The following is a 13,770-nucleotide window of genomic DNA, read 5'->3' on the forward strand; positions in this document are numbered from 1 at the left end:
TCTCTATTAAATCAAACGACTTTATGATTTCTTCTGGTACAATTAAGCGGAGAATAGTATTTGTTTCCATATAGCTTTTTCTCCTTTATACGCAGCACCTCAAAAAATGATTTAGCCAATATTGACAAAATCATATTTTCAAGAGTTAATAACATATCCTGTAGGATTATTATCGGTAATTTTAAACAAGCAGATTCAATTAATGGCTATAGCTAAAAAATAATATACCGACAGAAAAGAGTTTTGCAAAAATATTTTTTGTTTTCTGTACGGTATAACTCGTTCTAAACAGTTTTGCCTTTGCAAACCTGATAAGAACAAGTATAAATTAATATTTTATTTTTTTAGAAATTTTTAATTATAGACTTTATCAATTCAGTAAGCAAATTATTTTGTATTTTTGCGACCTTATTTTTAATAATTGGTTATTAATTTTATTTAAACAATATGAAAATTTTAGTTTGTATCAGTCATGTGCCTGACACCACTACAAAAATCAAATTTGTAAATAACAATACAACCTTTGATAATGCCGGTGTTCAGTGGATTATTAATCCCTGGGATGAACTGGCACTTACCCGGGTGCTTGATATTAAAGATGCTCAGGCCGGTGCAATTGAAAGCATTACCGTTGCTAATGTTGGTTTAGCTGAAACTGAACCTACCATCAGGAAAGCATTGGCAATTGGCGCAGATAAAGGTATTCGTGTGAATACTCAACCTAAAGATGCTTTCACTATTGCTACACAACTTGCAGAAGTTATTAAGAAAGAAAGTTTCGATGTTATTTTCTGCGGTATTGAATCAAGCGATTTTAATGGTGCAACAGTTGGCGGTATGCTGGCTGAAATGCTTGGAATTACTTCGGTTTCGGCAGTTTCATTTTTCGATATAGAAAATGGACAGATTAAATTGAAAAGAGAAATTGATGGCGGACAGGAAATTGTTACCACTCAAACTCCTTTCGTTGCCATAGTTCAGAAAGGTATTTGCAAAGAGCCACGTATTCCGTCAATGCGCGGAATTATGGGCGCCCGCACAAAACCTTTACAGGTAGTTGAGCCCGTTGCAGCAGAACCATTACTCGAATATGTTAGCTTTGAATATCCAAAACCAAAAGCTGCTTGCAAAAAAGTTGATGCAGAAAATGTGAAAGAACTTGTACAATTGCTGCATAACGAAGCAAAAGTTTTATAAACATTCAAAGTAAATTCATAAATCGTCATTCGTAAATCTAAAATCCTAAATCAAATGTCAATACTAGTATATACCGAAAATTGGGATGGTAAGTTTAAAAAGCTTTCATTCGAACTTGTTTCTTATGCTGCAGAACTGGCAAAAAAATTCAATACTACTGTAACTGCTGTTTCTATTGGAAATGTTGACGCAGAAGAATTAAAAAAATTAGGCACTTATGGTGCAAATAAAATTTTATCAGTTAACGATGCAAAATTAAATGCACTCGATAACCAGGTTTATTGTTCTGTAATTGCTCAGGCTGTTGAGAAAGAAAAATCTAATGTTGTAATTTTTGCACACAACAATTCAGGAAAAGCAATATCTCCAAGGCTTTCCGTAAAATTAAAAGCAGGTTTGGTAACCGGAGTTACCGGGGTACCCTCTAATACCGAGCCTTTCACCATTACAAAAAGAGTTTTTACTTCAAAAGCATTTGTAAATGCAGTTGTAAAATCGCCGATTAAAATTATTACATTATTACAAAATGCATTTGGATTATTTGAAAATCCTGTTGCAGCAGAAATTGAAAATTTTGCTCCGCAATATAATGAAGGTGATTTAAAAACCCAGGTGAAAGAAGTAACTAAAGTTACCGGAAAAATTCTTTTGACCGATGCTGAAATTGTAGTTTCCGGCGGTCGTGGAATGAAAGGTCCTGAGAATTGGGGTCCTATTGAAGAACTTGCAACTCTTCTGGGTGCTGCAACTGCATGTTCACGTCCGGTTTCTGATGAAGGCTGGCGTCCTCATGAAGAACATACCGGTCAGACAGGAAAAATCATTGCACCTAATTTATATTTCGCTTTCGGAATATCAGGAGCAATACAGCATTTAGGCGGTATCAGTTCTTCAAAATGTATTGTAGCTATTAATAAAGACCCTGATGCCCCTATTTGGGAAGCCGCTGATTACGGCATTGTTGGCGATGCTTTAAAAGTTCTACCTGAAATTATTTCGGCTGTAAAAGAGCTAAAAGCTAGTTAAAAAAATATTCTACTTTTTTTTCAAAAAGCTATTCTTATTTTGAAGAATAGCTTTTTTGTTTTCTTTAAAAAGTAATATTAAAAAGTTCATTTCCTTTGTTTTATATTTTTTTAATTTTTATTTTTGTTTTGAAAATTTACAATAAAGCAGAATTGAAAATCATTAAAATTATTTTTTTTATTTTTCTGTTTCCGTTTATATTTGGATGCGAAAAATCAGTTGTCAATGAAAATATTTCTGATCATTCTAATGATAAAACAATAAATCCTCATCCATATCCTTATCCTGTAGTTACAGGTAAGTTCAATGTCCTTACATATAATATTGCCGGGTTACTTGAACCTTTTTCTAGTTCTAACCCTTCACTTAATACACCTTTCATTGGTCAGCGAATTAGAGATTATGACATTGTTCAAGTTCAGGAAGATTTTAATTATCATGCTTCATTATATGCAAATGATAATCACTTATACCGAAGTGCAACAAGCGGAGGAATGGGATTTGGCGATGGATTGAACACGCTTTCAAATTTTCCTTTTGCCGAAGATTTGGTAAGAGTTAAATGGAATGATTGCAGCGGAACTGATGGAAATTGTTTAACACCTAAAGGATTTACATACACACGTATTCGGCTCCAGGAGGGTGTTTATATTGATTTATATAATTGTCATACAAATGCCGGAGATGTTGAAGCAGCTTATGATGCAAGAAGAAAAAATGTGTTACAGTTAGTTCAGTATATTCAAACAAATTCTATTGGAAATGCAGTTATTATTACTGGAGATTGGAATTGCAGGTATACACGCAACGAAGATAATATTCGTGAAGTGGTTACAGGATTACCTGCAACCGATCCATGGGTGCAGTTGATCAGGGGAGGAGTTGAACCAACACAAGGCGCAAATGCTATAGTTTGCGATTCGTCAATACTGACCGATTATGATTGTGAAGTGGTTGATAAAATATTCTACAGAGGGAATAAATTTATCAGGTTAAATGCTTTGGAATATAAACTCGAAGATGCGATATTCCGTGATTCACTTGGAAATATGTTATCGGATCATCGACCTGCTTTTACTGAATTTTTTTATGGCTTACCGGGTAATATCAGATGCAGTGATCAGTTTGGAGGAAATGGCGGTACCAATTTTAATGATGTTAATTTAATTCCTGAACGACCTAAAGTTTCTTCTATTGGAATAAGAGCAGGTAACCGCGTTGACCAGGTTAATATTGCTTTAACTGATGGAACAACATTTATTCATGGCGGAACAGGTGGCACTGCAAATACATTGGTTTTACAGGAAGATGAATTTATAAACAAGGTAACATTGTGTTCCGGCACTAAAGATGGAACAGTTCGTATATTTTATATTCAATTTACAACTAATTTAGGAAATACAATCTCAGGTGGAACACAAAATTCGGCAACTGTTACATACACTGCTCCGAATGGATTTCAGGTTGCAGGATTCCACGGAAGAGCAGGAACTGAGCTTGATAAATTAGGATTGATTTATATGCCGTTGTAAGCGGATAAAAAGAAAATCAGGATTTTTATTGTCATAAGTCAGTCAAATGATTTTATAATGAAATTCGGTTTGAATCGAAAATAATTATAATAAAATTCGGTTTGAATCGAAAATAATTATATATTTGTTGTAAAAATTATTAAAATGGCAATACAAAGAACCATCGAATCAATTATTTTAAAGAAGCTAAACAAGAAAAAAGCTATACTCATTTTCGGCGCACGACAAGTTGGAAAAACAACTTTGATAGAAAATTTATTTAAAGAAAAGAAAAATGTACTTTTCCTGGATGGTGATGAATCTGATAACAGGGAGCTTCTTTCAAACACTACGTCAACTCGATTAAGAAGTATAATTGGAAAAAATACAATTGTTTGTATTGATGAGGCTCAACGCATAGAAAATATAGGAATAACATTAAAACTATTTATCGATAAAATAAAGGATGTGCAATTAATTGTTACCGGCTCATCAGCATTTGAGCTGGCAAATAAACTTAATGAATCACTGACGGGGAGAAAATATGAATTCCATTTATTTCCTTTGTCTTATGATGAAATGGTTAAACATCATGGTCTTCTTGAAGAAACAAGATTGCTGCACCATCGTCTTATTTATGGGTATTATCCTGAAATTGTTGTTGACCAAGGCTCGGAAAAAGAACATCTGAAATTAATTACAAACAGTTATTTATACAAAGATTTGTTGATGCTTGAAACTATGAAAAAACCTGTGTTATTGCAAAAACTGGTTAAAGCCTTGGCATTGCAAGTAGGGAATGAAGTTTCTTATAATGAATTATCGCGTTTAGTGGAGGCAGACAAAGAAACTGTTGAAAAATATATTGATGCTCTTGAAAAATCGTATATTATTTTTCAATTACCTTCTTTAAGCAAAAATGTACGTAACGAAATTAAAAAAAGCAGGAAAATATATTTCCATGATAATGGCATCAGGAATGCTGTAATTGGCAATTTCACTCCACTTGAAAACCGCACAGATAAAGGTGCTTTATGGGAAAATTTCTTTATCAGCGAACGAATAAAATATAATACGAATAAAGGAATTGATATGAAATATTTTTTTTGGAGAACTACTCAACAACAGGAAATTGATTTTGTTGAGGAATCTGATGATGGGCTTACTGCATATGAAATCAAGTGGTCAAAAGTTAAATCAAAATTTCCTTTAACATTTTTAAATGCTTACCCCAAAACGAAGACTAATGTTATAACACAGAAAAACTATTCTGATTTTTTGATATAATATTTGATTTACTATATCTTTTATAAATCAAGCGCTTTTACTATAATTTCAGCAATATCGAAATTAAAAATTTCTTCTTCTTTATTTTTATATTTTAACCCATCGGTAAGCATAGTCATGCAGAAAGGGCATGCTGTTGCAATAATATCAGCGCCGGTTTCCAAAGCATCTTCGGTGCGTTCAATAAAAATTTCCTTATCGCCTTTTTCAGCTTCTTTGAACATTTGCCCGCCTCCTGCACCGCAACATAATGCAAAACTTTTATTGCGTTTCATTTCTTTTTTTACTGAAGGAATTGCATTCAGAACATCGCGCGGTGCCTGGTATTCATTATTACAACGACCAAGATAACAAGGGTCGTGGAAAGTTATTTTTTTATTTTTGAATAGGTCAGAATTTATTTTCAAATTTCCTTCTTCAATAAATTTTTGAAGGAATTGAGTGTAGTGGATTACTTCGTAATTGCCGCCAAGATCGGGGTAATCATTTTTGAAAATATTATAACAATGCGGACAGATAGTAAGAATTTTTTTCACTTCATAGCGTGAGAACGTATCAATATTCATCAATGCCTGCATCTGGTAAAGCATTTCGTTTCCGGCTCTGCGTGCGGGATCGCCGGTACAGGTCTCTTCTTTTCCAAGTACAGCATAATTCACTTTAAGATGATATAAAATTTTTGTAAAAGCTTTCGCAACTTTTTTATATCGGTCGTCAAATGCGCCGGCACAGCCTACCCAGAAAAGATATTCAGGTTTTTCTCCTTTTGAAAAAACATCAGCCATTACAGGAACATTTATTTTTTCTTCTGTCATTTTTTTGTGATTAAATTAAATTTATACTATTAATGACTATTAATGACGACTTGCTTTAGCAAGTCGAATGTCTTTTTATTTTTGTTTTACTGTAATATCGTTTGCCCATATCAAACGGTCTTCAGGCGAGAATTGCCAGGGTGCTCCATTGTTCTGAATATTATTGAAAATAGTGTTTAAGCCTGAAGGTGCTGCCGATTCTTCCATTACAATATATCTTCGCAATTCCATAATTAAGATCGGGTGATTCATATTTATCGGGCATTCTTTTGCGCAAGCATTGCAAGTTGTGCATGCCCAAATTTCTTCGGGTGAAATATAATCGCGCAATGATTTTCCATCATCAAACGATTTATTTTTTATAAGCTGCGGACCTTTTTCTTTCATACGTGCACGCAAATTCATCATCAACTTACGTGGCGATAATTTTTTCCCGGTGATATTTGCAGGACAAACAGAAGTACAGCGTCCACATTCGGTACACGATAATGAATCGAGATAAGTTTTCCAGGTAACATCTTCCGGGTCTTTTGCACCAAAACGTTCAGGAGGTGCATCGGTAGCGGAAGGTGCAGCATAAGCCAAATTCGGGTCCATCATAATTTTTACTTCCCTGGTAACATTATCCATGTTGGGTAATTTTCCGAGTGGCTCCAATCTACTGAGAAAAACATTCGGTACCGACATGAAAACATGAAAATGTTTTGAGTAAGGAAGAACATTCATAAAAATAAAAATCATTAAAATATGCGTCCACCAGCAAACTTCATACATTGTTTTATATTCACCGTTAATCCCGAGAAGACCGAAAATAAAATTACTTACAGGATAATAATTTCCTTCGCCTGTAATGCTTATGTATGAAATGTTCATTCCAAGCAACGATACCATCAACAGCAAAATCAACGTAAGCGCGATGTTTGCATCAGCATGCGATTTGTGTTCCATTTCAATCCCGCTGAAACGCTTGATATGAAAGAATAATCTTCTTGCAAGAAAAACAATGATTGAAATTAATACCAGTAGAGCGAATATATCACCAAATGCCATTAATATTTCGTATACAATTCCAAGGAATGATAATGATTTTTCAAGACCTGTAATCCCATCAATCATCATTTCAAGCGAACCAAAAAGGATTACGCAAAATCCCCAGAAGACTAATGCATGAAAAAATCCTGCAAAAGGTTTTCTGAAAATTTTTGTTTGACCAATCGCAACTTCCAGCATTAATGAAATTCGTTTTCCAATATCTTTAACAGGATAAGGTTTGGTTAATTTTATTAATGCAAAAATTTTTCGAATTGAAAAAGTGAATATCCCGAATGCTATTAATACAGAAGTAATAAAGAGTATCTGTTTTACCATTTTTATTAATGTTTAATTATTGTATTGAATTCCAAATAAAATAGTTCCGTTAAAGTCAATAAATATTTTTAAAATAATATATGAAAATTAAAAATTCTTTTGTTAATTTGTTTACAGATAATTTTGCAAAAATAATGAAATATGAATAAAAAAACTATCCTAACCATTAACCCGGGTTCAACATCAACTAAGATTGCTGTATATCACTCTAATGACATTGCTTTTTTAAAAAATATCAAACACTCTTCTGAAGATATTGATAAATTTGAAAAAATAGCCGACCAGTACGAATATCGCAAAAACATCATTATCCAGGAATTGAAAGATGCAAAGATTAATATTAAAGATATTCAGATAATAGTTGCCCGTGGTGGTTTGGTAAAACCTATTCCTTCGGGGATATATGAAGTTAATGAACGTTTGAAAGAGGATTTACGCGAAGGTATCCAGGGACAACATGCCAGTAATCTTGGTGGTTTGATTGCCGATGAAATTGCGCGAATGATTCCTAACGCTAAAGCCTATATTACCGATCCTGTTGTTGTAGATGAACTGGAGGAGGTTGCCCGTTTTACAGGTCATCCGGAACTGAAAAGAATTTCTATTTTTCATGCACTTAATCAAAAAGCTATAGCACGTATGCATGCAATGGCAACCGGAAGGCAATATGAGGACCTTAATTTAATTGTTGTGCATCTTGGTGGCGGTATCAGTATAGGTGCACATAAAAAAGGTCGCGTTATTGATGTGAACCAGGCTCTTGACGGTGATGGTCCTTTCTCACCTGAACGTACAGGAAGTTTGCCTGTAGGTGAATTGGTACGTTTATGCTTCAGTGGAAAATATACGCAAAAAGAAATCCTTAAAATGATTACCGGTAAAGGTGGATTTGTTGCTTACCTTGGAACTAACAATGCGTACGAAGTTGAACAGCGTGTAAATAATGGCGATGAATTAGCAACCAAAGTGCAGGAAGCAATGGCATACCAGGTTGCTAAAGAAATAGGATCAATGGCAGTTGTTCTTGATTGCAATGTGGATGCAATTCTTATCACTGGTGGTATTGCTTATAATAAAGGCTTTATTAAATATATCAGAAATAAAGTTCAAAAAATAGCTCCTGTTGGTATTTATCCGGGCGAAGATGAAATGCGTGCATTAGCTTCAAACGGGCTTATGGTGCTCGAAGGCGAAATACAACCTTTGGTTTACGAATAAAATAGTTATCCTTAAATCCTTCTATTTTAGCCTGTTTCACAAAACAGGCTATTTTTTTTGAAAAAACTTGACTTTTAAAATCAGAATATACTATATTTGCAATATATAAGATTATATCATATGAAAAATTCTGATACAAAAAAAGAAATGATATCGAAAGAACTTTTAAAAGGTTCATTGAAATCGATAGTACTAAAGCTATTGTCTGAAAACAATAAGATGTATGGCTATGAGATTACTCAGAAAGTGGAAGAGATCACTGGCGGAAGGATCAAACTTACGTTTGGTGCACTTTATCCTATTCTCCACAAGCTTGAAACAGATGGTTCTGTTGTAACAGAATCGGAAATAATCAATGGTCGAGTAAGAATTTACTACAAGCTTACCAAAACAGGAAAAAGCGTTGCTAAAGAAAAAATAAAAGAATTACAGGAATTCATTGAAATGATTAGTGTTTTATTAAAACCCGGATTTAGCCTTGAGTTATGCAAAATTTAACAGCGGCAAATATTGAAATTATAATTGAAGAAGTTACCAGGGCAAACATTACATTTTCTCATCTTCGTGAAGATTTGATTGACCATATCTGTTGCGAGATAGAAAACGAAATGCAGCAAGGTTCCAGCTTTGACAGGGCTTTTGAAAAAGTAAAAAACCTTTTTGGAAACAAAGAATTAAAAAAAGTTCAGGAAGACACATTATTATTAATAGATAAAAAATACAGGCTTATGAAAAAAACAATGAAAATAGTCGGATGGATCTCCATGCTGATGATCACCGTTGGTGCTTTATTTAAAATTCAGCACTGGCCCGGGGCTGGACCTTTGCTGATTTTTGGATTCTTCTTTCTTGGGGCTATCTTTTTTCCTTCAGCTTTATGGGTGATGCGAAAAGAATCAAAATTAAAAGGTAGCCTCTTCACTTATATCATCTCCATTATCGGGGGTATACTTTTTATTTTTGGTATTTTATTTAAGATACAACATTATCCATTTGATAAGTTATTTCTGATCATTGGCTTTTCGTCATTAGGGTTGATTTTAATTCCTTCTATACTCATTTTAAAACTTCGTGATGAAAATACCAGGAATCATAAAGGTACTTATATTATCGGGGCTATTTCGCTAATAATTTATCTCGCAGGAATGCTCTTTAAAATAGTGCATTGGCCCGGAGCTCTTCCCTGCCTTATTGTTGGCGCTATAGGGTTAACCACAATATTTTTTCCTTTATTCACAATGAAAGTATATAAAAATGCAGAAAACATAAAAGCAAGTTTTCTTTTTTTATGTACCGGAATTTTATTTTTCAATATGTTCAGCCTTTTGCTTGCTATAAATGTTTCAAAAGATGTATTAAGCCTTTTTATTAAACCCGGAACAGAAATTATTAAGACAGCAACTATTCTTGAAAATAAAAGCAATGCGTTGTCAGAAGAAATCATGACAGATTCTTTAATACAGGATACTGTGAAATCAAAAATAAAAAATATTGTAACAATGTCGGACGGAGTGTTCAATTTTATTGAAGATATCAAAACAGAAATAATATCAAAAGTAGATGTGGTAACTATGGATGAAGCAAAAGCAGCAACAAAAAAAACATCATTAATAATAAATAAGGATGGGGGCGAAGCTTCAATGCATGTCCTTCTGGGTAATACAGAAGATTTTAAAAGTGGCAAAGCATCGGAAATGAAAACGAAAATAAAAACTTTAAAAAATACATTATTGAATTATTGCATCAGCGATGAAGATGCTGTAACTATAATTTCAAAAGCGCTTGAAATAAAAGATTCAGTATTTATTAAAGAAGAAGGAAAATATTTCTGCTGGGAACTTATTAATTTTTATCATCTGCCTTTACTTCCAACAATAGATAAGCTTTGTTTTTTTCAGAGGAATGTTCGGTTTGCAGAACTTGAAACGCTTGAAAGTCTTAATTCAAGATACTTTGTAGATAATCGGAACACGGTAAATAAAACAAAATAATAAAATTTTAAATTATATAACTTATGAAAAAGTTCATCTTAGTTTCAGGAATAGTATTCATCAATATTTTTGTAATTGGTGCATTATTCAAGGTTTTGCATTGGCCTTTTGCAAGTATCCTTGTAACGTTTGGACTTGGATTGTTCAGTCTTGGATTTTTGCCATTGGCATTCATACAAAGCTATAAAGGAAATGAAAGAAAAAATAAATCATTGTATATAGCTGGTTTTATTTGTGCATTCATTTGTTTTATGGGGGCTCTTTTTAAAATCCAGCATTGGCCTGGAGCAAATTGGTTTCTGATTGTTGGAGTTCCTTTGCCTTTTCTTTATTTCCTGCCGGTATATATTTATAACCATAATAAATCTAAAGAAAATTCTTCAGTAAATTTTCTTGGAGTAATGTTCCTGATGGTATATATTGCAGTTTTCAGTGCTATCCTTGCCGTGAATGTGAGTCGTGACATTCTTAATGCATTTAATATTGTTTATAATGATAATGCGAAAACCAATGATTTATTATCAGTAAAAAACACATTAAAGTATGAAGCTCTTGAAAAATCAGGTATTGCAGCTAATAAAGAAAAAATTATTCAACTTAAAATAAAATCGGAAACTTTGTGTACCCAAATCGATAATATAAAAATTGAATTGGTAAAATCTGTTGAAGGCAATGATTCACCTGCTATTGAACCCGGAAATAAAATTTATACATCAGCAATTATGGCAAAAGATGAATCAATTCGCACTAAAAAAATAATGAGAGGTATTAATGAAATTTCAGGAAGAGCTGCTGAATTGAAAGTTCTGGTTAGCAACTACCGCGAGTATCTTAAATCATTTGTCGGGAACAATGATTCCAGTATAAAAATTATTGATGAATTACTTAGTACTTCTGATATAACCGATACATATAATGGTGAAGTAAACACATTAAAATGGGAAGATTCCTTTTTCCCTTATGGAGCATATATTGTAACCGTGCTTGGAAACCTGGGTAGTATTGAAACTAATGTGAAAATGGCTGAAGCAGAAGCATTGGAGACAATTTAAAACCTAAACATTATTAAATAAAAAGCCTCAGAGAATAGTAAAGATAAGTGCAGCAGAGTTCTTTGAGGTTTTTTATATAAATAGTATTGTGTTTAATGCATTAACCAGTTTTCAATTATTTTTTCACCATGGGGAGTCATTACAGATTCCGGATGGAATTGCAAACCTCTTACATCGTAGTATTTATGGGCTAATCCCATTATTAGCCCATCCTTGTTCTTAGCTATAATTTTTAATGATGATGGTAAATCATTTTCATTTACTGCCCAAGAATGATATAATCCAACTTCAATATCAGAGGGGATCTCATGAAATAAATAATCAGAGATGTCGATAATGATTTTTTCTTTTTTACCATGTAAAGGTTTGGTTAAATTATAAATACTTCCGCCAAAAACTTCCGCAATTGCCTGATGTCCTAAGCAAATTCCAAGTATGCTTTTTGTAGCTGAAAATTTTTTTATTATTTCATTCATCTTTCCTGCTTCAGAAGGTAAGCCTGGTCCGGGAGAAAATAATATCTTATCGAAATTTTGCACATCATCAATATCAATATCATCATTTTTAAATACTTGAAAATAAAAATCAGAAAAGTTTCCAATGATTTGAACTAAATTAAAAGTAAAAGAATCATGATTATCTATGATGCAAATGCTCATTTTATTTATTATATTTGTATGATGACGAATACCGATGCAATAATATGTAAAATGAATGAATTTGGGAAAAATAAAATCCCCTTTCTGTTCATCATTGATTTTAATTGTACCTGGCCTGTTATTATTCCTTTATCTGAGATCAAAAGCGAAAATATTTTATATAACATAAATGGTTTTACAAATACAACGAAACCACTTGTTGAAAATAAAGAAATACATATTAAAAAATTTCCGCTTGCTTATAATGATTTTCTTAACTCATACAGCAAAGTTCAGAAACATTTGCACTTTGGGAATTCATACCTGGTTAACCTGACATTTGAAACACCTATAAAAATAAATCTTACTTTAAAAGAAATTTTTTATTTGTCACGATCAAAATATAAACTTTTATTCAACGATGATTTTGTGGTTTTTTCACCTGAAATATTTGTTAAGATTGATGATACAGGAGTTATTTCTTCTTATCCGATGAAAGGCACTATTGATGCTACAACAGAAAAAGCAGAAGAAAAAATAATCAATGACAAAAAAGAATTTGCTGAACATTGTACTATTGTTGATTTAATTCGAAACGATTTAAGCATGGTAGCAAAAAATGTTTATGTGAAACGCTTCAGGTATATCGATCGCATTGAAACATCTGAAAAACCTTTGCTTCAGGTGAGTTCTGAAATATGCGGACAATTACCAAAATTATATTATGAAAATATAGGAACCATTATAGCTGCATTATTACCGGCAGGTTCTGTAAGTGGTGCGCCAAAAAATAAAACCATTGAAATTATTAACGAATCAGAAACATACAGCAGGAAATATTATACAGGAATTTTTGGATATTTTGATGGCTCAATGCTCGATAGTGGCGTGATGATTCGTTTTATTGAAAAGCGTGACGGAAAATATTTTTATAAAAGTGGCGGAGGTATTACAGTAAACAGTAATCCTGAAAATGAATACCAGGAAATGATAGACAAAATATATGTACCAGCTTCTTGAAACCATAAAACTGGAAAAGGGCCAGGTTTGTAATCTTCGTTATCATCAGCGGCGTGTTGATGATAGCAGAATGATTTTGTTTAATATTAAAGAGCAGCTTGACATTGAACCTGCAATCAATGTACCTTTAAGAGCCAGGCAGGGAGTTTACAAGTGCCGCATTGTATATGGGAAAGAGATAAATGATATTCAGTATATTCCTTATTTGACAAAAAAAATAAAATCTTTGCAATTGGTTGAGGATAACGAAATCGATTATAAATTTAAATACGCAAATCGAGAATGTTTTGACAGCCTGCTTGATGATTGTATCTATGATGAAATACTAATTATTAGAAATGGTTTTATTACCGATACTTCTTTTTCAAATATAATTTTCTTTGATGGAAATCGATGGTATACTCCGGCATCCCCATTATTAAAGGGAACTAAGCGGCAGCAGCTTCTTGACGAAGGAAAAATATTTGCAGAAGAAATTCGTCCTTCCGATTTAAAACATTTTTCAAAAGCCATGCTTATAAATTCCATGCTCGATTTTAATTTGAAGCGCATGATCCCTATATGCGATATTGTTGTTTAAAGAAATGTGTTGAGATTTTATTTTAAATTAAAAAGGCTGTCTTTTTGAGACAGCCTTTTATGAAGAT

Annotated in this window: 13 protein-coding genes; 10 read left to right on the forward strand and 3 right to left on the reverse strand. The window is 32.9% G+C overall.

Annotated features, from left to right (window positions below; translation table 11 throughout):
- The first annotated feature begins 447 nt into the window (after window positions 1-447).
- The 4 genes from PKK00_04355 (at window position 448) to PKK00_04370 (ending at window position 5,021) form a co-directional block, all read left to right on the forward strand.
- Window positions 448-1,197, forward strand: a complete 750-nt coding sequence (locus PKK00_04355) for an electron transfer flavoprotein subunit beta/FixA family protein (protein HNW97629.1) — start codon at window positions 448-450, stop codon at window positions 1,195-1,197.
- Between the two features lie 54 nt (window positions 1,198-1,251).
- A complete protein-coding gene (locus tag PKK00_04360; protein HNW97630.1) occupies window positions 1,252-2,223 on the forward strand; it encodes an electron transfer flavoprotein subunit alpha/FixB family protein in 972 nt (323 codons plus the stop codon).
- Between the two features lie 152 nt (window positions 2,224-2,375).
- A complete protein-coding gene (locus PKK00_04365) occupies window positions 2,376-3,755 on the forward strand; it encodes a jacalin-like lectin (protein HNW97631.1) in 1,380 nt (459 codons plus the stop codon).
- A gap of 144 nt (window positions 3,756-3,899) precedes the next feature.
- A complete protein-coding gene (locus PKK00_04370) occupies window positions 3,900-5,021 on the forward strand; it encodes an ATP-binding protein (GenBank protein HNW97632.1) in 1,122 nt (373 codons plus the stop codon).
- A gap of 20 nt (window positions 5,022-5,041) precedes the next feature.
- On the opposite strand, the gene PKK00_04375 is transcribed toward PKK00_04370, so the two are convergent.
- The gene (locus PKK00_04375; protein HNW97633.1) at window positions 5,042-5,836 is read right to left on the reverse strand and encodes a (Fe-S)-binding protein; all 795 of its coding nucleotides are present in this window, start codon (window positions 5,834-5,836) and stop codon (window positions 5,042-5,044) included.
- A 75-nt stretch (window positions 5,837-5,911) separates the two neighbouring features.
- Window positions 5,912-7,204 (reverse strand): 4Fe-4S dicluster domain-containing protein, encoded by a 1,293-nt coding sequence (locus tag PKK00_04380; protein ID HNW97634.1) that lies wholly within the window; start codon window positions 7,202-7,204, stop codon window positions 5,912-5,914.
- 141 nt (window positions 7,205-7,345) lie between these two features.
- Between PKK00_04380 and buk the strand changes: the two genes are divergently transcribed.
- From buk to PKK00_04400, 4 genes are all read left to right on the forward strand, one after another.
- A complete protein-coding gene (buk, locus tag PKK00_04385) occupies window positions 7,346-8,422 on the forward strand; it encodes a butyrate kinase (GenBank protein ID HNW97635.1) in 1,077 nt (358 codons plus the stop codon).
- 120 nt (window positions 8,423-8,542) lie between these two features.
- The gene (locus PKK00_04390) at window positions 8,543-8,920 is read left to right on the forward strand and encodes a PadR family transcriptional regulator (GenBank protein ID HNW97636.1); all 378 of its coding nucleotides are present in this window, start codon (window positions 8,543-8,545) and stop codon (window positions 8,918-8,920) included.
- Window positions 8,908-10,413 (forward strand): hypothetical protein, encoded by a 1,506-nt coding sequence (locus PKK00_04395; GenBank protein HNW97637.1) that lies wholly within the window; start codon window positions 8,908-8,910, stop codon window positions 10,411-10,413. The genes PKK00_04390 and PKK00_04395 overlap by 13 nt, the downstream gene beginning before the upstream one ends.
- Window positions 10,414-10,436: 23 nt before the next feature.
- Window positions 10,437-11,465 carry a hypothetical protein gene (locus PKK00_04400; protein ID HNW97638.1) on the forward strand — a complete coding sequence of 343 codons (1,029 nt, stop codon included), beginning with the start codon at window positions 10,437-10,439 and terminating at the stop codon, window positions 11,463-11,465.
- Between the two features lie 92 nt (window positions 11,466-11,557).
- Here PKK00_04400 and PKK00_04405 read toward each other — a convergent pair whose 3' ends face one another.
- Window positions 11,558-12,124, reverse strand: coding sequence for an aminodeoxychorismate/anthranilate synthase component II (locus tag PKK00_04405; GenBank protein ID HNW97639.1), 567 nt, complete (start codon window positions 12,122-12,124; stop codon window positions 11,558-11,560).
- An 18-nt stretch (window positions 12,125-12,142) separates the two neighbouring features.
- Here PKK00_04405 and PKK00_04410 point away from each other — a divergent pair, with 18 nt between their 5' ends.
- Both PKK00_04410 and PKK00_04415 read left to right on the forward strand, forming a co-directional pair.
- A complete protein-coding gene (locus PKK00_04410) occupies window positions 12,143-13,123 on the forward strand; it encodes an aminodeoxychorismate synthase component I (GenBank protein HNW97640.1) in 981 nt (326 codons plus the stop codon).
- A complete protein-coding gene (locus PKK00_04415; protein ID HNW97641.1) occupies window positions 13,107-13,703 on the forward strand; it encodes an aminotransferase class IV in 597 nt (198 codons plus the stop codon). The genes PKK00_04410 and PKK00_04415 overlap by 17 nt, the downstream gene beginning before the upstream one ends.
- The last annotated feature ends 67 nt before the right edge of the window (window positions 13,704-13,770 follow it).

The sequence above is a fragment of the Bacteroidales bacterium genome (assembly GCA_035353855.1).
In the GTDB taxonomy this organism is placed as follows: Bacteria; Bacteroidota; Bacteroidia; order Bacteroidales; family CG2-30-32-10; genus DAOQAK01.

What these genes read in the sequence shown, in the direction of transcription:
- PKK00_04355 (HNW97629.1), top strand. Translation starts at nt 448, where the DNA reads ATGAAAATTTTAGTTTGTATCAGTCATGTGCCTGACACCACTACAAAA.
- PKK00_04360 (HNW97630.1), top strand. Translation starts at nt 1,252, where the DNA reads ATGTCAATACTAGTATATACCGAAAATTGGGATGGTAAGTTTAAAAAG.
- PKK00_04370 (HNW97632.1), top strand. Translation starts at nt 3,900, where the DNA reads ATGGCAATACAAAGAACCATCGAATCAATTATTTTAAAGAAGCTAAAC.
- PKK00_04375 (HNW97633.1), bottom strand. Translation starts at nt 5,836, where the DNA reads ATGACAGAAGAAAAAATAAATGTTCCTGTAATGGCTGATGTTTTTTCA.
- PKK00_04380 (HNW97634.1), bottom strand. Translation starts at nt 7,204, where the DNA reads ATGGTAAAACAGATACTCTTTATTACTTCTGTATTAATAGCATTCGGG.
- buk (HNW97635.1), top strand. Translation starts at nt 7,346, where the DNA reads ATGAATAAAAAAACTATCCTAACCATTAACCCGGGTTCAACATCAACT.
- PKK00_04390 (HNW97636.1), top strand. Translation starts at nt 8,543, where the DNA reads ATGAAAAATTCTGATACAAAAAAAGAAATGATATCGAAAGAACTTTTA.
- PKK00_04395 (HNW97637.1), top strand. Translation starts at nt 8,908, where the DNA reads ATGCAAAATTTAACAGCGGCAAATATTGAAATTATAATTGAAGAAGTT.
- PKK00_04400 (HNW97638.1), top strand. Translation starts at nt 10,437, where the DNA reads ATGAAAAAGTTCATCTTAGTTTCAGGAATAGTATTCATCAATATTTTT.
- PKK00_04405 (HNW97639.1), bottom strand. Translation starts at nt 12,124, where the DNA reads ATGAGCATTTGCATCATAGATAATCATGATTCTTTTACTTTTAATTTA.
- PKK00_04410 (HNW97640.1), top strand. Translation starts at nt 12,143, where the DNA reads ATGATGACGAATACCGATGCAATAATATGTAAAATGAATGAATTTGGG.
- PKK00_04415 (HNW97641.1), top strand. Translation starts at nt 13,107, where the DNA reads ATGTACCAGCTTCTTGAAACCATAAAACTGGAAAAGGGCCAGGTTTGT.